Raw genomic sequence first — 19301 nt, 5'->3', positions numbered from 1 at the left:
ATAACTTGGTAATCTGAAATTAAGCAATACAACAGAAGGTTCAAAATATGCTGAAAATCACTAGCAAGCAACTTGAAGTCACTGCCCCTATTCTTGAACGCATCGAAGGACAAATTGAAAAATTAACAAGACACGATGTTCAATTAATTAATCCACATATCATCATCACGCAGGAAAAGCAGCTCTTTAAGATAGAAGCCTCTATAGGCTTGCCAAGTGGAGAATTATTTGCCCAGGCGAAAAATGAAAACCTTTACGCAGCAATCACTGCAATGGGTAAAAAGCTGGAGAAACAGCTAAATCGCCTGACCGATAAACCCCAAGCTCAACGTCATGCTACATTTGAAAATGCAGAAGATGACTTTGAATATGTATATAAGGAGGAAACAGCAGCTTGATTTTATTATTAAACACACAGAGCGCATCCTCGGATGCGCTTTTTATTGCTCTTTCTGCAAAGTGAGTAATTTTACATTGACACTTATCAAGCTACGTTTTAGTTTTAAGCCATGAATCAAATATTACGTCGCGTTTTTATTTTCTTTTTTATGCAGCCCAAATAGGGAGGCGGTTTTTCTGTATCAAAAAGAAAATGAAAATACCAAAGCCTCCCAACGGGAGGCTTTTTAGTTTTTACTCGTAAATGAAGTAAATCAGTTAAATTATATTAAGAGGTGAGTATGAATAAACCACAAGGGTTAAATCTAACTCGAGAACAAATTACATCGTTGGATAACGAATTACTGACCTTACTCTCAAAACGTCGAGAATTAAGCCTTGAAGTAGCCCGTAGCAAAGAAGTCGATGTCAGACCTATCCGAGACACCCAAAGAGAGAAAGAGCTGTTAGAGCGTCTAGTACAGCAAGGACGCGAAAAAGGCCTTGATGCGCATTTTGTTATTTCGCTATATCAAAGCATTATTGAGGACTCTGTACTTAACCAACAAGCTTTTTTGCATAGTAGAGCAAACCCTGACACCCAAAAACAGCAATACACTGTAGCGTTTTTAGGGGCAAGAGGATCATACTCTTACTTAGCTGCAACACGTTATTGTGATCGACGCCAGGTCACTATGGTTGATTTTGGTTGTCAAAGCTTTGATGACATTGTCAACGCAGTAGAATCTGGCCATGCTGATTACGGTTTTTTACCCATAGAAAATACCTCTTCAGGATCAATCAATGAAGTTTATGACGTATTGCAACACACCAGTTTATCGATTGTTGGTGAAACCACCATTGAAGTCGGACATTGTTTACTGGCTAAACCTGGGGCAAACACGGCTGAAATTAGAACAGTTTATGCCCATCCACAACCCATTAGTCAGTGCAGTCGCTATTTAAGCCAACATCCTGAGTTTAAACTAGAGTACTGTTCCAGTAGTGCTGAGGCGATGGCGAAAGTGATTGAAGCGGATAATGCAAACGTTGCAGCTATTGGCAGTGCAGAAGGCGGTGCTTTATACAAACTAACCGCAATTGAAGATGGCCTTGCCAATCAAAAAATAAATCAAAGCCGTTTTATCGTGGTCGCCAGAAAAGCTGTCGGTGTACCGACACAGCTACCGGCAAAAACCACCTTAATTATGGCAACAGGTCAAAAACCAGGAGCGTTAGTTGAAGCCCTGTTAGTGTTAAAAGCCCATAACTTAAACATGTCGAAGCTTGAGTCAAGGCCAATACCTGGTACACCATGGGAAGAAATGTTTTATATCGACATCGATGGCAATCTTGCACATCAAGATGTTCAGCAAGCCATTAAGGAATTGGAACGTTTAACTCGCTTTATTAAAGTGCTTGGCTGTTACCCTTGCGAGTCGGTAAAACCAACTCAACTATCACAAGCTCAGCTGTTAATTGAACCCGATAGCTCCAAAAAAACTGAATTAACTACAACCAATACCAACATGTTAGAAGCAAAGTACAGTCGAAAATATAAATCACAAGACAGCGAAGTGCATTGCAAGCATTTGCAAGTTGGTGGCACTCACTTTGGCGCATTTCAATTTGTTAGTAATCCTCAAAATGAAACTGAATTAGCCAGTCTTGCAAAACAAAGTAAGGAAATGGGTTTTCAAGCCATTATTCTTCATCAGTCTTCAACTTTTATTGGTGATAGCAAGCTTAAAAAATATTTTCAAATTATCGAACAAGCTGGTCTTGTCAGTGTTATCTATGTTGAACACGAAGCCGACATCACCTGCAGCCACTTAGCTGATATGGTAATGTTAAGCGGCCAGAATATGTATAATCAGGATTTATTAGATCAGCTAGGATGTTTGAATCTGCCAATAATAATTGAGCGTAATCACATTGCCAGTTTAGAAGATTGGCTGTCCTCAGCGCAAACAGTGCTAACCAAAGGCAATCAACAGGTGATTCTGTGTGATTCTGGTATAAGAAGTTTTGCAAAACCCGATACTATAAACTTAGACTTGTCTTCATTAGTTGCGGTTAAGCAAACATGCCACTTGCCGATTATTTGTAACATTAGCAATGAAGACGAAACCTTAGGTTACAGCCAAGCTAAAGCAGCAAAACAGTTACAATCAAACGGGATTGTATTGTCCTACCCTAACACGACAGCCAGTAGCCGTTTACTCCACGATCTCTATCAATAGGTAAAAACAAAAATGCCGGTAAATACCGGCATTTTTTTATTGCTAAGTGATAACTTAAACCATCAAACCTTCATTTAAGCTTACCCAACCTTTAAATATGCGATAACTAAACCAACTGATACCAAGCAAGTACATGGTGATACTTAACCATGTAGGGTTGAAGCAATAACCGGCAATAAAGAAAGGGCATAAACCGATAATGCTTAGCCTCTGCCAGCGAAGGTGAGAACCAAGCAATGAATTAGGTTGAATGTTCTTCTGAATAAGATTAAGCCAAAAGCTAACTAATACGGGAATTAAAAATAACGGAAAAGCACTCATCATGGCATATAGAAAATGACCGACTGTTTTATCTTGCGGTGTCGATGTAGACAGCATATTGGATGTTGTCATGGGCTCATCTCCATGGTGAATGATAAAAACTACACAAATTGCATCATGACAACACAATAATCTTTTCACAACACTATAAACATAAGCCCTAGACTAAATTTACGCAATCAACAAACGATGAAAAATGCTTAACCTGCTTTCATATCATTAACTGATTGCAACATCGCTCTGCTTTCATGTTGAAACTGTGGTGCAAAATCACCGAACCATTTTGCCACACGCTTAAACTCTTCTACAAATGTGCTTCTGTCGCCAGACTTTAACAATGCAAGCGCATTTCGATAGTTGTCTAAATAGTCACTAATCGCGTCTTGGCTTCCTTGTTGGGCAAAAATAATATCGGCATAAAGCTCAGGATCTTGAGCAAACAATCGCCCTACCATAGCCAGCTCTAATCGGTAAATTGGTGAACTAAACTGTAATAAAGTATCAATGTCGGCCTGCTCTTCACATAAATTCATGCCATACACAAAGCTAGAAAAGTGACGCATTGCCTGAACCAGTTGCATCGCTTTATCATGTTTGACCGGTTCAGCTTCAACAATTCTCGCCCCCCAAATAACTATTTGATCTAGCAGCCATTGATAAGCTTCAGCATGACGTCCATGACAAACCACAATGACTTGTTTGGCGAGACTGCCAACATCTGGACCGAACATAGGATGTAAACCAACGACAGGTCCTGTATGTGCACTAAGCATGGCTTCAACCGGTTGCTCTTTGATTGAAGTTAAATCCGCTAAAATACATGTTTCAGGTAGATTGGTGAGATGTTCTCGTATCACATTACAAGTGACTTTGATGGGAACAGTGACAATCACTAATCCAGCACCATCAAATAAGCTATTGGCACGGTGCCAATCATCTTTATCTAAGCTTTTCACTTGATAACCAGATAATGTTAGCATTTGGGTAAATAACTGCCCAAGCTGACCTTCGCCGCCCACAACCACTATATGACCTAAATCATGCTTGACCTGTTTAAAACCAACATCTTTTTCATTCAAATAAGATTCACGCATTAATCGACGTAGAATATCCTCAATCAGCTGTGGTGACACATTCATTTTTTGCGCTTCATCACGACGTTTTGCTAACATAGAAGCTTCACGTTGCGGAGCGTAAATTGGCACTCCGGCAGCATGCTTTACCGCACCAACTTGGGCGACTAAATCTAAACGTTTACGTAATAAATGAAGAAGTTGTTGATCAACCCCATCAATTAAATCGCGTAGTTTTTCTAAATCAGCGGTGGTTTTTTCGTTCATCATACTTTTCATTAACCATTAACAACTTGCAGCATATCGAATCGAGTCGGAAGCACTGCAGATAATTGGTTAGCGCCTTGTCGTAATATCGTTTCTGTGGTGGTCCAATCGATACAAGCATCTGTAACAGACACACCATATTCGAGTTCATTTAAAGGTTTATTCGTGCTTTGATTACCCGCATTTAAATGACTTTCTAGCATAACACCAATAATGGATTTATTGCCCTCAACAATTTGATTAAATACGTCTTCACATACTTGTTTTTGACGATTGTGATCCTTAGAGGAATTTCCATGGCTACAATCAACCACAAGCCGTGCATTTAGTTTGGCGTTGTGAATTTGTGTTTCACATTCTGCAACACTTTGTGCGTCATAGTTTGGTGAAATTCCACCACGTAGAATAATATGCCCATCAGGGTTACCTGCCGTTTGTAATAAACTGACCTGCCCTTCTTGGTTGATCCCCATAAAACGGTGACTGCTTGCAGCCGATTTTAATGCATTAATAGCAACATCTAACTTACCTTCGGTACCATTTTTGAAGCCAACAGGCATTGATAGCCCCGATGCCATTTCACGGTGAGTTTGTGACTCAGTTGTACGTGCACCAATTGCCGACCAGGTAACCAGTTCTGAGATATATTGCGGACTAATCGGATCGAGCGCTTCTGTCGCTACCGGTAATTCCAGCTCTGCTAGCCAAATCATCAACTCACGCGCCATTCTTAAGCCTTTTTCAACATCAAAAGACTCATCCATATTCGGATCATTGATTAAGCCTTTCCAACCAACAGTTGTACGAGGCTTTTCAAAATACACTCGCATTAAAATATAAAATTCATCACTGAGTTCATCATGTAATTTTTTGAGCTTCAATGCGTATTCTTTAGCTGCATCGATATCATGTATAGAACAAGGTCCTGTTACCACAAGTACACGGCTATCTCGCTTGTGTACAATATCCGCAACCGTTTTACGTGCATCTAAAATATAGCGATATGCATGTGCAGAAAGAGGTAACTCTTGCTTAAGTTGAGTCGGTGTAGAGAGCACTTGCTCAGAACTAATATGAACGTTGTTAATGGTATCTTGCTGCATGATATCAACTCACTTTTTATCTTTTAAAAGGCAACAATGTAAAGCTTGCTAACAGTAATTAACACCTTACATGTAATTTTGTAATGATACACCATTACATCTTAGCGCTAACTATGCCTGCGAGTCAGAATGATATCAAGGGTTATTTCAATCAAAATGTGAAAATGTTGTATTGACCCAAATGACGCGCCCATTTTTAGTAGATGTAACATATAAATAGATTTCTTTAACTTAACAATTTCAGCTGGTATGGCTAAATTAAAAAAGAAGTTAATAAAACTAAATGAAAGAGTAGCAAGATAGTGGCTTATCCACTTTTGATTGAATAATTTGCTTTTTTGCTTTTTTGCTTTTTTGCTTTTTTGCTTTTGTGCTTTTTTGAACGATATTGTTGATATACCGATAAAACCTAAAAATCATCGCACCTCTAGCCTCAAGTATAAAAACAAAAAACCGCCTATCGGCGGTTAGTTGTGCGAACACTGCATCTTTTAAACTAAATTGATAACTATTACTTAGTTGCCAATTTTTCACGGATACGTGCAGATTTACCTGAACGCTCACGTAAGTAGTAAAGTTTAGCACGACGAACACGGCCGCGACGCTTAACTTCGATGCTAGCAATTAATGGGCTGTGCGTTTGGAAAGCACGCTCAACACCTTCACCATTAGAGATTTTACGAACTGTGAATGCAGAGTGCAAACCACGGTTACGTTTTGCGATAACGATACCTTCAAAAGCCTGAAGACGCTCTTTATCACCTTCTTTTACGCGAACTTGAACTACTACTGTATCACCAGCACCAAATTCAGGTACGTCTGTTTTCATTTGCTCATCGTTGAGCATTTTAATGATGTTGTTCATAACTTACTCCGTTCTAGAATAACTGAAGCGATGACTATTCGGACGTGTCCGTTTCGTTAATAAACTGCACTAATAGTGCTGTTTGTTCGTCAGTCAGAGCTAGATTTTCAAATATTTCTGGTCGTCGTAAAAAAGTTCTTCCGATACTTTGTTGCAACCGCCAGAGTCTAATTTTTTCGTGGTCGCCGCTTAGCAACACTGCTGGTACATCCATGCCATCTAAGTTTTCAGGGCGCGTGTAATGAGGACAATCCAGTAACCCATCAGAGAAAGAATCTTGCTCTGCTGAAGCTTGCTTACCTAGTACACCTGGTACTAAACGCGCCACTGAATCGATTAAAGTCATTGCTGGTATCTCACCGCCCGAAAGCACGTAATCACCAATTGACCACTCTTCATCCACTTCAGTTTGAATGATGCGCTCATCGATACCTTCGTAGCGACCACACACTAAAATCAAACTGTCTGATTTAGCTAACTCAGTTACGCCTTGCTGATCCAGCTTGCGTCCCTGAGGGGATAGATAAATCACTTTCGCTCTGTCACCCGCTGCAGCTTTTGCTGCATGAATGGCATCTCGTAAAGGTTGCACCATCATTAACATTCCAGGTCCACCACCGTAAGGGCGATCATCAACCGTGTTGTGTCTATCATGGGTGAAATCACGAGGATTCCACGTTTGCACCTCAAGCAGGCCGTTTTTTACGGCTCGACCCGTCACCCCAAAGTCTGTAACGGCACGAAACATCTCTGGAAACAGGGTTATAACCCCTAACCACATGTGTTGTACCTCGACTTAGAAGTCAGGATCCCAATCCACTGTTATCTGTTTACCTTGCAAATCCACTTTTAAAATGAATTGTTCAGGGACAAAGGGGATCATACGTTCCACTTTGCCAAAAGCATCTTTGGCATTAGCTTTAACAAGTAATACGTCGTTTGATCCTGTTTCCACGATCTGGTCAACAATACCCATGTTATAGCCGTTACTATTTGTCACTTCACATCCGATAAGATCTCGGTGATAAAATTCATCATCACTGAGTTCTTTCATTTGTTCAGGCATAATTGCAATTTCACAATTTGTGAGCATTTGCGCCTGTTCCCGTGACGATACTCCTTCAAGTTCTGCGATAATCGCTTTACCTTGTGAGCGCCACTGGCTGACTTTAACTTCACGCCATTCCCCTTGGTCATAAATGAGCCATGGAGAATAATCAAAAATGCCTTCAACAGAATCGGTATAGGCAGTGATTTTTAGCCAACCTTTAATGCCGTGACTTGCGCCTAATTTTCCCAGCACAATCGGCTGTTGGTTACTACTCATCAATCTATACCTAAACGCAATTAAGCAGCTGCTTTACGTGCGTCTTTAATTAACTTAGCAACACGCTCAGATGTTGCCGCGCCAGTAGCAACCCAGTGCTCAACACGGTCTAAATCTAAACGTAAAGTTTCTTCTTGACCACGAGCTAGTGGGTTGAAGAAGCCTACACGTTCGATGAAACGACCGTCACGAGCATTGCGGCTATCAGCAACAACGATATTGTAAAATGGACGCTTTTTTGCGCCGCCACGAGCTAAACGAATGGTAACCATGCGTTTTATTCCTCTAATGATTTGCTAGAAGCAAAAATAAAAACTGGAACCCGTGTTCGCGAAGGTCCCAGAAAGAAAGCCGGAAGATTTTACCTGACTTTGAAACTATTGCAACCCAATGTGCCGTTTTTTACAGCAAAACTGGATTATAGTTGCAAAGCAAGTGTTCTCTTACGGAGATTGAAATATAAATTAACGGCCAGGCATTTTCATGCCAGGTGGAAGCATACCGCTCATTCCTCGCATCATTTTTTTCATGCCGCCTTTGGATGACATTTTTTTCATCATCTTTTGCATTTGAGTAAATTGTTTCAATAAACGATTTACATCTTGAATTTGTGTACCTGAACCTAACGCGATACGACGCTTGCGTGACCCTTTGATAACATCTGGGTTTTTACGCTCTTTGGCTGTCATGGAGTTAATAATCGCTTCCATTTGCCCGGTCATTTTTCCATCTTGAACTTGCGCTAAGGCTTCTGGAGGCAGTTGACCAACACCAGGCAGCTTTTCAATCATGTTCATCATGCCGCCCATGTTTTTCATTTGCTGCAATTGTTCACGAAAGTCTTCTAAATCAAAGCTACCACCAGCTTTCACTTTTGAAGCAAGCTTCATGGCTTTGTCTTTATCGACACCACGTTCCACTTCTTCAATGAGAGACAGCACATCACCCATACCAAGAATACGCGACGCGATACGATCTGGGTGGAAAGGTTCAAGGGCGTCAGTTTTTTCACCAACACCTAAAAATTTAATCGGTTTACCGGTAATACTACGAATTGATAACGCTGCACCACCACGAGCATCACCATCAACTTTGGTTAAGATAACCCCAGTAAGTGGTAATGCTTCATTAAAGGCCTTAGCCGTATTTGCCGCGTCTTGACCTGTCATAGCATCAACAACAAATAAGGTTTCAATCGGTTTTATCACCGCATGAAGTTCTTTAATTTCGTCCATCATGGCTTCGTCAACATGCAAACGACCTGCAGTATCAACAATAACAACATCAATAAACTTTAATTTGGCATGAGCAATAGCCGCTTTAGCTATATCTAAAGGCTTTTGGCTCACATCTGAGGGGAAAAATTCAACCTCAACTTCTGCGGCTAGTGTTTCAAGCTGCTTAATAGCCGCGGGACGATAAACGTCAGCACTGACCACTAATACTGATTTTTTATGGCGAGTGCGTAACAACTTACTAAGCTTAGCGACAGAAGTGGTTTTACCCGCACCTTGTAAACCAGCCATCATAATTACGGCAGGTGGTTGTGCAGCTAAATCTAATGCTTCATTCGCCTCGCCCATTGCGCGTTCAAGTTCACTTTGAACAATCTTAATAAAAGCCTGTCCTGGACTTAAACTTTTTGAGACCTCTTGACCAACTGCGCGCTCTTTGACGCTGTTAACAAATTCTCTTACCACAGGTAACGCAACATCAGCCTCGAGCAAAGCCATGCGGACTTCACGTAAGGTGTCTTTAATGTTGTCTTCCGTTAATCGACCACGACCACTGATATTTTTTAGTGTTCTTGATAGTCTGTCAGATAGATTCTCAAACATTTAACTGCTCTTAATACGCTTCTCGATAATGCGCACTATTATACTCAAAATTTTTTAAGATGCGCGCTTGTGTGACAATTTATTCATTTTTAGTCCAAACGACCGGATAACCTTGGTATAAAAGCATTGGCTTTAACACAAACTCAATCGATTTTTCCTGTGTTTAGAGCATCATTTATGACACAACGTAAATTATTTGCAGCTAAGAGTAGGATACTGTTAAATTTTGCGTATTAGGTCACTGCCCTTATAGGGTAACTTCATGTTAGTCTAACCCTATAATGCCCGTGTACTTTTTATGGCTTGATATTTTATCCAGTCAACATGTCTGTATAACTTGATAGGTTCAAATCGGATGGTTATTTTTTCTGCTTCGGCTATGTTGTTTTATTGTATTGCATTGATCCTTGCTACTAGCCGGCTATTTCATGCTGATGGCCCTAATCGCAAACTCATTATGATCATATCTGCTCTGGGTGTGGTGATGCATGGTTTTGCCTTATCGAATTCCATTTTTACCCTTGATGGGCAAAACTTCAGTTTAACCAATGTAATATCAATGGTTAACTGGATCATCGCCTTTACCTTTACCGTGACATTACCACGACTAAAAGTCATTGTTGTATTACCGGTAATTTATGCCTGTTCTATCATATCTGTTGCTTTACTGTGGTTGTTACCACCTCAATTTATTACTCATTTTGAACTACATCCAGAAATTTTGGCCCATGTAGTGCTATCACTGATGGCTTATAGTGCCTTGATGATTGCAGCACTTTACGCACTCCAGTTATGGATGATTCAAAATAAGCTCAAAACCAAAAAAATGATCATGAGCCCTTCAATGCCACCGCTCATGACAGTTGAGCGTCAGCTATATCACTTAGTAGTCATCGGGTTTGTGTTACTCAGCCTGTCACTGATTACTGGATTTGTCTTTCTTGAAGACATGTTTGTCGAAGGAAAAGGCCACAAAGCGATATTATCTATCGTCGCTTGGTTGGTTTATGGCGCAATGCTTTGGCAACATTACACTATAGGTTGTCGTATCCGAACGGCGGTGCTTTATAGCTTATCGGGAGCAGGTTTATTGTCACTAGCCTACTTTGGTGCCCGTATTGTCAAAGAACTTATCCTCAATTAATTACCTTTATTTGTGTTTGAATATAACGGCTATCTAGCTAGATAGCCTTATCAAAGCCCACTACTTTTTTGCAAGTTTATTGCGATAACAACCACTTTCTTTTGCAGTTTAGGGATAATATCCCAGCATATCTCTTGACTCTTTTTGTCAGTCATTAATAATGTCCAACTTAACTCATCCATTTTAGCTGTAAATACAGCTTGTATGCTTTTACGGAGCCCCCTTCTTGGACGCTATATCTACCAGCGCACTCCTGATTTTTCTTTTGGTTTTATTACTGATCTCAGCTTATTTTTCTGGTTCAGAAACCGCCATGATGACTTTAAACCGCTACCGGCTTCGTCATCTAGCAGGTAGTGGACACAAAGGCGCCCAAAGAGCGTTAAAAATGCTCGATAGACCAGATCGCTTAATCGGTCTTATTCTTATTGGTAACAACTTAGTCAATATCCTAGCATCCGCTATCGCGACAATTGTTGGTATGCGTTTGTTTGGTGATGTGGGCGTTGCTATTGCCACTGGTGTTTTAACCGTAGTGGTATTAATTTTTGCAGAAGTCACTCCTAAAACCTACGCTGCCTTGCACCCTGAAAGAATTGCTTTCCCTTCAAGCATACTTCTGAAATGGTTACTCATTCTTTTACTTCCTTTGGTCAAATCACTCAACATTATCACCACTGGATTTTTACGCTTGATGGGCATAAAAACCGTACAAACGGATGATGCATTAAGCCAGGAAGAACTTCGAACCGTAGTGCATGAAGCCGGCGCTTTGATCCCGCAACGTCACCAAGAAATGTTGCTATCGATATTAGACTTAGAAAAAGTTACCGTTGAAGATATTATGATTGCGCGTTCAGACATATACGCCATTAACATGAACGATGACTTTAAACTGATTAATAAACTAGTCACTCAAAGTCCACATACTCGGGTATTGGTATATCGGGACACCATTGATGATGCTGTTGGCTTTATTCACTTACGTGATGCTCTTCGCCTACAATCGAAAGAGCAATTCAGCAAGTCATCATTGTTACGTGCCGTAAAAGAGCTGTACTTCATTCCAGAAGGCACACCGCTGAACGTACAGCTAGCCAATTTCCAACAGAATAAAGAACGTATTGGCCTTGTGGTTGATGAATATGGTGATATCCAAGGACTCGTGACACTTGAAGATATATTGGAAGAAATCGTCGGTGATTTCACCACATCTATGATGACCACCCCGAGTGAAGACATTAATATTCAACAAGATGGTAGTTTCTTGATTGATGCAACCATTAACATTCGTGATTTAAACAAAGAAATGAAATGGGACTTCCCCATCGATGGTCCTAAAACCTTAAATGGCTTAATTGTGGAGTATCTTGAAGATATACCTGCAGCTAAAACAAGCCTTCGTTTAGCGGATTACCACATTGAAGTCATAGAAGTTGCCGACAATATGATCAAACTGGTCCGTATTATGCCAAACTCACCCATTGTTGATAAAAGCGATGACGATGAAATAAGTTAGTATTTTCATTAGATAATAAAAAAGGCGCTTAGCGCCTTTTTTATTCAGAAAAATCAATGACTACAATCCTCGTTTAGCCGCTTCAATAGCTCTACGCTTATCTCTGGCGATTGGTGTAATTTCAGCATTTAGCTGCTTTTCCCAACCCAATATAAAATACAATTCTGCCATTAAGAAGAATGGACCAATCAGCAATTGGTTCAAATCATCCATGAATGCAGGCTTGGCTTTTTCATATTTATGGCCAACAAATTGAATTATCCAGCCAATGATAAATATTGAGATAGCCAGCATGAATGGCTGTGCCGTATGAACCGCCATCTCCGAGGTAATCAATACAGGAATAATAAACAAGGTTAACCCTAAAGCCAATTTGACATGAAGCTTGTAGTAATAAGCCAATACAAACAACATCAATACCATAGCCGCACTTAATTCCACCCCTGCAAGTTCGAAACGGATCGTGCCTAACATCAAAAAGGCCGACCAAATAATCATTGGCACCCCAAAAAAGTGCGTTCTGATGTTTTTGGGATTCAAATGGACACTTTTGTAAGTGGCTAGTTGTTCTACGGCGGATTTCATAATGGCTCTCAAAGTATATTGTTATAATGATGTTAATTTAGCGCATCTGTGTTCATTTTAAAAGCTCATTAAAAAAGGCGCTAATGCGCCTGATTAAAATCCATAACAATAACTCAGCGACTAACTTTCTAGGATCACTGTCGCCACCGCATAATGTAGTTCATCTGCGATGCTGATAAATCCATGACGACCATTCAATAACTCAAGCCGAGCTTTAGCACCATCACTAAAAGTCAGAATTGGCGCACCGTTTTCATCATTATCAATATGAATATGCTGAAAAGATACCCCACGGCCAATACCCGTGCCTAGGGCTTTAGCAGCAGCTTCTTTAGCGGCAAAACGTTTTGCGAGAAAACGTTCTGGTAATTTGGATTGTAAATACACAGTAAACTCAGCATCGGTTAAAATACGCTTAGCTAACTTGTCGCCAATGCGTTCACGTTGTTCACGTATTCGTGCAATTTCAACAATGTCAGTACCTATGCCAATAATTGCCATTATTCGCCTCTGCGACCTTCAAGCATCAACTGCTTCATATCGCGTACGGCCTTTTCAAGCCCATCAATTGCAGCGCGCGCAACGACGGCATGGCCAATATTTAACTCATATAATTCCGGGATCGCCGCAATTGGCTTCACATTATGATAATGCAGCCCGTGTCCAGCATTAACCACTAAGCCTTTACTGTGGGCATAAGCAGCCATTTCTGCAATACGTTTTAGCTCTGACGCCTGTTCTGCATCTGTGTGTGCATCAGCATAACAACCTGTATGTATTTCAATGTAAGGTGCACCAGATGCAACAGCTGCATCGATTTGCAGTTTGTCTGCGTCGATAAATAAAGACACTTTAATGCCATTTGCTGCCAAGCGGGTTACTGCTGAAGTGATTTTATCTAACTGACCAGCGACATCTAAGCCACCTTCTGTGGTTAGCTCTTCACGCTTTTCAGGCACTAAGCAAGCGTAAGCCGGCTTAACTTCACACGCAATCGCGATCATTTCTTCAGTTACAGCAAATTCAAAATTCATTCGCGTCTTAAGGGTTTTTGCTAATAAATACACATCTCTGTCTTGAATATGGCGACGATCTTCACGTAAATGAATGGTAATACCATCCGCGCCAGCATGCTCGGCAACAGCAGCCGCATGAATTGGATCTGGATAATTAGTGCCACGAGCCTGACGAAGGGTCGCAATATGATCGATATTAATACCTAAAAGAATAGCGCTCACGGAAGGTTCCTTAACGTGATGACAAAATAGTGTGAATGTTATTGTACTGACAACTGTGGTTGAATTCGAGATTATTTAATGAATAGTTGACGGCTTAATAATGGCTTAGTGCCTAGCAAAGGCGCTAGCAAGAAACGCATTAAGCCTTTAGCCGAGTTAAGGTGCTCAGCGGGCAAATTTTCAAGCTGAAGAGCAATCAACATTGCACCTGGCACTACACTTTTACCGTGGTTAAATACGCCTACAGCATGCTGTAATACAGGAATAAAGCCACAATCGGCTTCTAAACGATAGAAACTCTGGGCATCAATCGCATTCCCCTCAACATCATATTGCAAGGATGGTAATGCACCTAGCTCGAGTAACAATGCTTTCTCAAAAAAGCGTAAGTGGCTTGAGCAAAAGGCCTTAGCCAAAGCTAAAACACTTCGATGATAAGCTAAAAATAACGCTTCGGTTTGGTGCTCAACCGTTAATAACCGTACGGTAAGTTCGTTTAAATAAAACCCTGAATACAAGCTATTGCCTGTTAATGGAATGGCTGGGGCGGCAGCTTCAATATGGGTAATAGTTTTTAACGATAAATTCTTGGCTTCAGACTGGGCACTAAATTGAATAATGAGGGGTTGAAAAGGTTGTAAAATGGACTTAATGGAACGTTTACCGCTGCCAGTGCGAACGATGGCATCAACTCGCCCGACACCATCAATGAGTAAGTTAACTATCACGCTAGACTCACGATAAGCACGGTGATGTAAAACATAGCCACGTTTCATTGTGGCCATGTTAATGTCACCTGATGAGTGTTACCGCCAAAGTGGTTAGTCTTCACCATAACCTAAGCTACGAAGCGCACGTTCATCATCAGCCCAACCCGATTTAACTTTGACCCAAATCTCAAGAAACACTTTATTATCAAATAGGGTTTCCATATCTAATCTGGCTTGGGTAGCAATGGTGCGTATACGTTCGCCTTTATTGCCAATAACCATGCGTTTCTGGCCATCACGTTCAACTAAAATCAGTGCATTGATTTGATAGACACCATTGTCCATCATTTTAAATTGCTCAATTTCAACGGTGCAATCATAAGGTAATTCATCACCTAAAAAGCGCATTAGTTTTTCACGGACAATTTCCGATGCCATGAAACGTTGTGAGCGATCGGTGACATAATCTTCAGGAAAGTAAAACGGTGCTTTAGGAAGTGACGTTTGCGCTAACTCTAAAATACGCTGCACGTTAGTGCCTTTATTCGCTGAAATAGGCAAAATATCATCAAAGTCAAATTTCTTGCCCAATTCACTTAAATAAGGGAATAAGGCCTCTTTATCTTTGATGTTATCAACCTTATTAATGGCTAACACAATTTTACGATCGTCGTTACGATGCTTGATTTTTTGTAAAACCATTTCATCGTCAGCAGTCCAGGTCATGCCATCAACAACAAAAATCACCATAGACACATCAGCCAATGAACTGGCAGCGGCACGGTTCATTAAACGGTTAATGGCGCGCTTTTCTTCAATGTGTAAACCTGGCGTATCAATAAATACGATTTGTTTAGGGCCATCGCTATGAATACCCATAATACGATGGCGCGTTGTTTGTGGCTTTTTAGACGTAATGCTGACTTTTTGGCCAAGTAATTTATTCAGTAAAGTCGACTTGCCCACATTAGGACGGCCAACAATGGCAACCATACCGCAATAAGTCACATCATATTGAGCTGTGGCCTCGGGTGCTGCAAGGTTCATTCTTGACAATAACTCATTTAAGCTTGGCTCATTTTCAGCCTGTGCTTGTTGATCTGGCAAGTCGTTTTTCTTGGTCATTTGTTCAGTAACTCCAACACCTGAGCGGCCGCTAGCTGCTCAGCTTTTCTTCTTGAACTTGCTACGCCAATAACGACATCAGCCAAATCCGTAATACGACACTCAACCGTAAAGGTTTGATCGTGTGCTTCACCTTCAACTTTAACCACCTGATAGTCAGGTAACGGCTTTTTAAAACCTTGAAGGTGCTCTTGTAAAATAGTCTTAGGATCTTTTTGATTGATGCCTGGCTTAATTTTAGCTAAACGTTGCTCATACCAGCTCAATAATAAAGCACGGCAAGCATCAATGTTCGCATCTAGATAGACTGCACCAATGATGGCCTCAACCGCGTCAGCCAAAATAGATTCACGTCTAAAGCCACCACTTTTAAGTTCACCTGGACCTAAAAATAGGTAATCGCCTAACTTAAACTCTTTAGCAATCAAGGTAAGCGTATCGCCTTTCACCAATGTTGCACGCATACGACTTAAATCACCTTCCGTAGCTTTGGGAAACTGGTGATATAAAGCGTCCGATATCACAATAGATAAGATCGAATCACCTAAAAACTCTAAACGCTCGTTATGTTTATTTGCTGCACTGCGGTGAGTCAAGGCTTGGATCAATAAGTTAATGTCGTTAAATTCATAACCTAAGGTACGACAAAGTCTAGGTAAGTTTTTAATCGGTTCCATTACTTAATTCCACCCGTGCGCTCAAAACGAACTCCACTTGGTACCCACGTAGGTAAAAAATCGCTTGCTTCGCGGTCAAACTCAAAACTTACCCAAATAGCGACCGCTTTACCAACAAGATTAGCTTCTGGCACGAAGCCCCAAAAACGACTATCTGTACTGTTATCGCGGTTATCACCCATGGCAAAGTACTGCCCTTCTGGTACAACAAACTCACCGGTTTGTGTCCCCGCTTGCTGATAAAAATGCTGTCTAAAATCAGGGCGAGATGGATTGATTAAAATATCATGCGCAAAGCCAGATGTTATTTCAGTGTAGCGAGTCAAAGGGACATTTTCTTGAGTAAACTCACCTTGGTTAAGTTCAACATGTTCAATAACCAATGGCTCTGGACAAACATTATCTGTGCTACATTTAGGCTGGATACTCAATTGCTTATTACGGTATACCACTGTATCACCCGGTAAGCCTACAACACGTTTAATGTAATCAATTGATGGGTTTTCAGGGTATTTAAATACAAATACATCGCCCCGCTCTGGCTCACCAGTTTCGACTAATTTGGTGCGCCATACAGGATCTCGTAAGCCATAACTGAATTTTTCAACCAAGATAAAATCACCCACTAGCAAGGTGGGCATCATTGACCCTGATGGTATTTGAAATGGTTCGTAAATAAATGAACGCAGAATCATTACAAATGCAATCACAGGAAAAATAGAGTGCGCGGTTTCGACTAACACTGGCTCGCGAATAATTTTATCAATTGCTTCGTCACTGAGTTGTTTTGAACCAGATTGAGCTAAAGCCAATTTCTCTTTGCGTTTAGGGGCAAAAAATACCACATCAATCAGCCAAATCAGACCGCTGATAAGGGTGACAAGTACAAGAATGGTAGAAAAGTGAGCTGCCATTACTGATAGAACTCCTAATTATAAGTCTTACACTTTAAAGGTTATTATCTAAAAAAACAGTGTAAGCCATTGTCGACGACTCATTACTGACAAACTTTTGCAGATAAATTAGATTTATTATAACGATAACGCCGCTAAATGCGGCGTTATCTTAGAAGCAATTGAGTTAATTATGATTAATCATTTAACTTCAATACTGCTAAGAATGCCTCTTGAGGCACCTCAACGTTACCCACCTGCTTCATACGTTTCTTACCTTCTTTCTGCTTATTAAGCAGTTTCTTCTTACGTGAAACGTCACCACCATAACACTTAGCGGTTACGTCTTTACGCAGGGCTTTAATCGTTGAACGCGCAACAATTTGACTGCCAATCGCGGCTTGAATTGCGATATCAAACATCTGTCTTGGAATAAGCTCTTTCATTTTTTCAACAAGGGCTAAACCACGATGACGAATATTAGTGCGGTGAATGATCATCGCAAGTGCATCAACGCGATCGCCATTGATCAGGATATCTAAACGCACCATATCAGCAGGATCAAAACGAATGAAGTTATACTCCAATGACGCATAACCACGACTTGTTGACTTCAAACGGTCAAAGAAGTCCATGACCACTTCTGCCATTGGGATATGGTAAGTAACCGCTACTTGGTTACCGTGGTAAACCATATTGGTTTGCATTCCGCGCTTATCAATACATAAGGTAATCACGTTACCCAAGTATTCTTTTGGCACTAGAATATTCGCTTCAACAATTGGCTCACGCACTTCTTCAATGTTATTTAATGGTGGCAAATCTGATGGATTATCAACATAAATAATATCACCATTGGTCATTTGCACTTCATAAACTACAGTTGGCGCAGTGGTGATCAATTCAAGATTATATTCGCGCTCTAAACGCTCTTGAACGATCTCCATGTGCAGTAAACCAAGGTAACCAATACGGAAACCAAAGCCAAGTGCACCCGATGTTTCTGGCTCGAAAAACAGTGATGCATCGTTTAGTGATAATTTGTTCAATGCTTCACGGAAGTTTTCATATTCGTCTGTCGAAATAGGGAAAACACCCGCATAAACCTGAGGTTTTACTTTTTTAAACCCTGGAAGCGGTATCTCTGCACCATGTTTGGCATGAGTTAAAGTATCACCTACTGGTGCGCCATGGATCTCTTTGATACCAGAAATCACATAGCCTACTTCACCCGCTCGTAGCTCAGGCTCGTCCTGTTCTTTAGGCGTAAAAATACCGACGCGATCCGCGTTATAGTTTTGTCCGGTAGACATCACTTTAAACTTGTCGCCTTTCTTTAGCACACCATGTTTAATACGTACTAAAGACACCACGCCTAAATATGCATCAAACCAAGAGTCAATGATCAGCGCTTGTAAAGGTGCATTTTCATCGCCTTCTGGGGGAGGGATTTTAGCCACAATTTCTTCAAGTACATCTTCAATACCAACGCCCGTTTTAGCTGAGCAACGCACAGCATCCATAGCATCAATACCAACAATATCTTCAATCTCGGCAGCAACCCTATCTGGCTCAGCTTGAGGTAAATCGATTTTGTTTAGCACAGGAACCACATCAAGGTTCATATCTAACGCGGTATAACAGTTCGCTAACGTTTGCGCTTCAACACCTTGACCAGCATCTACCACTAACAATGCACCTTCACAGGCGGCTAGTGAGCGAGACACTTCGTATGAAAAGTCTACGTGTCCTGGAGTGTCAATGAAGTTTAATTGATAAATGTTTCCATCTTTAGCTTTATAGTCCAAAGTCACGCTTTGGGCTTTAATGGTAATGCCACGCTCACGTTCAATGTCCATTGAATCGAGAACCTGAGCAGCCATCTCGCGGTCACTTAAGCCGCCACAAAACTGGATAAGACGATCCGATAAGGTGGATTTGCCGTGGTCGATATGGGCAATAATTGAAAAGTTTCTAATGTGTTTCATTATGAGG

The 19301-nt window shown here is 40.9% G+C and carries 20 protein-coding genes and 1 other annotated feature; of the genes, 4 read left to right on the top strand and 16 right to left on the bottom strand.

Going from position 1 to position 19301, the window contains the following annotated elements:
- Positions 1-47 precede the first annotated feature (47 nt).
- Positions 48-398, top strand: a complete 351-nt coding sequence (hpf, locus tag NE535_RS04980; RefSeq protein WP_188841281.1) for a ribosome hibernation-promoting factor, HPF/YfiA family — start codon at positions 48-50, stop codon at positions 396-398.
- Between the two features lie 114 nt (positions 399-512).
- Positions 513-632, top strand: a sequence feature (Phe leader region).
- Between the two features lie 48 nt (positions 633-680).
- A complete protein-coding gene (locus tag NE535_RS04975) occupies positions 681-2621 on the top strand; it encodes a chorismate mutase (protein ID WP_261297566.1) in 1941 nt (646 codons plus the stop codon).
- A 54-nt stretch (positions 2622-2675) separates the two neighbouring features.
- Here NE535_RS04975 and NE535_RS04970 read toward each other — a convergent pair whose 3' ends face one another.
- The 8 genes from NE535_RS04970 to ffh all read right to left on the bottom strand — a co-directional run bounded on the left by NE535_RS04970 (position 2676) and on the right by ffh (position 9415).
- Positions 2676-3014 carry a hypothetical protein gene (locus tag NE535_RS04970; RefSeq protein WP_261297565.1) on the bottom strand — a complete coding sequence of 113 codons (339 nt, stop codon included), beginning with the start codon at positions 3012-3014 and terminating at the stop codon, positions 2676-2678.
- A gap of 128 nt (positions 3015-3142) precedes the next feature.
- Positions 3143-4282, bottom strand: coding sequence for a bifunctional chorismate mutase/prephenate dehydrogenase (gene tyrA / locus NE535_RS04965; RefSeq protein ID WP_261297621.1), 1140 nt, complete (start codon positions 4280-4282; stop codon positions 3143-3145).
- An 11-nt stretch (positions 4283-4293) separates the two neighbouring features.
- Positions 4294-5385 carry a 3-deoxy-7-phosphoheptulonate synthase gene (locus NE535_RS04960; protein WP_261297564.1) on the bottom strand — a complete coding sequence of 364 codons (1092 nt, stop codon included), beginning with the start codon at positions 5383-5385 and terminating at the stop codon, positions 4294-4296.
- A 511-nt stretch (positions 5386-5896) separates the two neighbouring features.
- Positions 5897-6250, bottom strand: a complete 354-nt coding sequence (gene rplS / locus NE535_RS04955; RefSeq protein WP_188740919.1) for a 50S ribosomal protein L19 — start codon at positions 6248-6250, stop codon at positions 5897-5899.
- Positions 6251-6284: 34 nt separating this feature from the next.
- On the bottom strand, positions 6285-7031 hold the full coding sequence (gene trmD, locus NE535_RS04950; RefSeq protein ID WP_261297563.1) for a tRNA (guanosine(37)-N1)-methyltransferase TrmD: 747 nt from the start codon (positions 7029-7031) through the stop codon (positions 6285-6287).
- A 15-nt stretch (positions 7032-7046) separates the two neighbouring features.
- Positions 7047-7577 (bottom strand): ribosome maturation factor RimM, encoded by a 531-nt coding sequence (rimM, locus tag NE535_RS04945; protein WP_261297562.1) that lies wholly within the window; start codon positions 7575-7577, stop codon positions 7047-7049.
- Between the two features lie 20 nt (positions 7578-7597).
- Complete coding sequence (gene rpsP / locus NE535_RS04940; protein ID WP_160053063.1) at positions 7598-7849, bottom strand: 30S ribosomal protein S16; 252 nt, start codon at positions 7847-7849, stop codon at positions 7598-7600.
- Positions 7850-8041: 192 nt separating this feature from the next.
- Positions 8042-9415 carry a signal recognition particle protein gene (gene ffh / locus NE535_RS04935; RefSeq protein ID WP_261297561.1) on the bottom strand — a complete coding sequence of 458 codons (1374 nt, stop codon included), beginning with the start codon at positions 9413-9415 and terminating at the stop codon, positions 8042-8044.
- Between the two features lie 355 nt (positions 9416-9770).
- Here ffh and NE535_RS04930 point away from each other — a divergent pair, with 355 nt between their 5' ends.
- Both NE535_RS04930 and NE535_RS04925 read left to right on the top strand, forming a co-directional pair.
- A complete protein-coding gene (locus tag NE535_RS04930; RefSeq protein WP_261297560.1) occupies positions 9771-10559 on the top strand; it encodes a cytochrome C assembly family protein in 789 nt (262 codons plus the stop codon).
- 226 nt (positions 10560-10785) lie between these two features.
- Complete coding sequence (locus tag NE535_RS04925) at positions 10786-12078, top strand: HlyC/CorC family transporter (RefSeq protein ID WP_261297559.1); 1293 nt, start codon at positions 10786-10788, stop codon at positions 12076-12078.
- 60 nt (positions 12079-12138) lie between these two features.
- Here the strand turns inward: NE535_RS04925 and NE535_RS04920 are convergent, their stop codons facing one another.
- The 8 genes from NE535_RS04920 to lepA all read right to left on the bottom strand — a co-directional run bounded on the left by NE535_RS04920 (position 12139) and on the right by lepA (position 19294).
- A complete protein-coding gene (locus tag NE535_RS04920; protein WP_261297558.1) occupies positions 12139-12663 on the bottom strand; it encodes an Mpo1 family 2-hydroxy fatty acid dioxygenase in 525 nt (174 codons plus the stop codon).
- A gap of 120 nt (positions 12664-12783) precedes the next feature.
- Positions 12784-13164, bottom strand: coding sequence for a holo-ACP synthase (acpS, locus tag NE535_RS04915; RefSeq protein WP_261297557.1), 381 nt, complete (start codon positions 13162-13164; stop codon positions 12784-12786).
- The gene (gene pdxJ / locus NE535_RS04910) at positions 13164-13901 is read right to left on the bottom strand and encodes a pyridoxine 5'-phosphate synthase (protein ID WP_261297556.1); all 738 of its coding nucleotides are present in this window, start codon (positions 13899-13901) and stop codon (positions 13164-13166) included. The genes acpS and pdxJ overlap by 1 nt, the downstream gene beginning before the upstream one ends.
- Before the next feature lie 71 nt (positions 13902-13972).
- Positions 13973-14677, bottom strand: coding sequence for a DNA repair protein RecO (gene recO / locus NE535_RS04905; protein WP_261297620.1), 705 nt, complete (start codon positions 14675-14677; stop codon positions 13973-13975).
- Positions 14678-14722: 45 nt separating this feature from the next.
- Positions 14723-15736 (bottom strand): GTPase Era, encoded by a 1014-nt coding sequence (era, locus tag NE535_RS04900; protein ID WP_261297555.1) that lies wholly within the window; start codon positions 15734-15736, stop codon positions 14723-14725.
- Complete coding sequence (rnc, locus tag NE535_RS04895; protein WP_261297554.1) at positions 15733-16413, bottom strand: ribonuclease III; 681 nt, start codon at positions 16411-16413, stop codon at positions 15733-15735. The genes era and rnc overlap by 4 nt, the downstream gene beginning before the upstream one ends.
- Positions 16413-17327 (bottom strand): signal peptidase I, encoded by a 915-nt coding sequence (gene lepB / locus NE535_RS04890; RefSeq protein ID WP_261297553.1) that lies wholly within the window; start codon positions 17325-17327, stop codon positions 16413-16415. Before lepB ends, rnc begins: the two co-directional genes overlap by 1 nt.
- Positions 17328-17503: 176 nt before the next feature.
- A complete protein-coding gene (gene lepA, locus NE535_RS04885; protein WP_261297552.1) occupies positions 17504-19294 on the bottom strand; it encodes a translation elongation factor 4 in 1791 nt (596 codons plus the stop codon).
- Positions 19295-19301: the final 7 nt, after the last annotated feature.

The organism is Shewanella holmiensis (assembly GCF_025370255.1).
GTDB classification, from domain to species: Bacteria; Pseudomonadota; Gammaproteobacteria; order Enterobacterales; family Shewanellaceae; genus Shewanella; species Shewanella holmiensis.
The sequence above is the reverse complement of the archived record's forward strand: the minus strand, read 5'-3'. Positions and strand labels throughout refer to the sequence as shown.

Excerpts from the sequence above, each read along its gene's own strand:
- recO (WP_261297620.1), bottom strand. The coding sequence starts at position 14,677 with ATGAAACGTGGCTATGTTTTACATCACCGTGCTTATCGTGAGTCTAGC.
- acpS (WP_261297557.1), bottom strand. The coding sequence starts at position 13,164 with ATGGCAATTATTGGCATAGGTACTGACATTGTTGAAATTGCACGAATA.
- trmD (WP_261297563.1), bottom strand. The coding sequence starts at position 7,031 with ATGTGGTTAGGGGTTATAACCCTGTTTCCAGAGATGTTTCGTGCCGTT.
- tyrA (WP_261297621.1), bottom strand. The coding sequence starts at position 4,282 with ATGAACGAAAAAACCACCGCTGATTTAGAAAAACTACGCGATTTAATT.
- rplS (WP_188740919.1), bottom strand. The coding sequence starts at position 6,250 with ATGAACAACATCATTAAAATGCTCAACGATGAGCAAATGAAAACAGAC.
- rpsP (WP_160053063.1), bottom strand. The coding sequence starts at position 7,849 with ATGGTTACCATTCGTTTAGCTCGTGGCGGCGCAAAAAAGCGTCCATTT.
- hpf (WP_188841281.1), top strand. The coding sequence starts at position 48 with ATGCTGAAAATCACTAGCAAGCAACTTGAAGTCACTGCCCCTATTCTT.
- lepB (WP_261297553.1), bottom strand. The coding sequence starts at position 17,327 with ATGGCAGCTCACTTTTCTACCATTCTTGTACTTGTCACCCTTATCAGC.
- rnc (WP_261297554.1), bottom strand. The coding sequence starts at position 16,413 with ATGGAACCGATTAAAAACTTACCTAGACTTTGTCGTACCTTAGGTTAT.
- NE535_RS04930 (WP_261297560.1), top strand. The coding sequence starts at position 9,771 with ATGGTTATTTTTTCTGCTTCGGCTATGTTGTTTTATTGTATTGCATTG.
- era (WP_261297555.1), bottom strand. The coding sequence starts at position 15,736 with ATGACCAAGAAAAACGACTTGCCAGATCAACAAGCACAGGCTGAAAAT.
- ffh (WP_261297561.1), bottom strand. The coding sequence starts at position 9,415 with ATGTTTGAGAATCTATCTGACAGACTATCAAGAACACTAAAAAATATC.
- lepA (WP_261297552.1), bottom strand. The coding sequence starts at position 19,294 with ATGAAACACATTAGAAACTTTTCAATTATTGCCCATATCGACCACGGC.
- NE535_RS04960 (WP_261297564.1), bottom strand. The coding sequence starts at position 5,385 with ATGCAGCAAGATACCATTAACAACGTTCATATTAGTTCTGAGCAAGTG.
- NE535_RS04920 (WP_261297558.1), bottom strand. The coding sequence starts at position 12,663 with ATGAAATCCGCCGTAGAACAACTAGCCACTTACAAAAGTGTCCATTTG.
- NE535_RS04975 (WP_261297566.1), top strand. The coding sequence starts at position 681 with ATGAATAAACCACAAGGGTTAAATCTAACTCGAGAACAAATTACATCG.
- NE535_RS04970 (WP_261297565.1), bottom strand. The coding sequence starts at position 3,014 with ATGACAACATCCAATATGCTGTCTACATCGACACCGCAAGATAAAACA.
- rimM (WP_261297562.1), bottom strand. The coding sequence starts at position 7,577 with ATGAGTAGTAACCAACAGCCGATTGTGCTGGGAAAATTAGGCGCAAGT.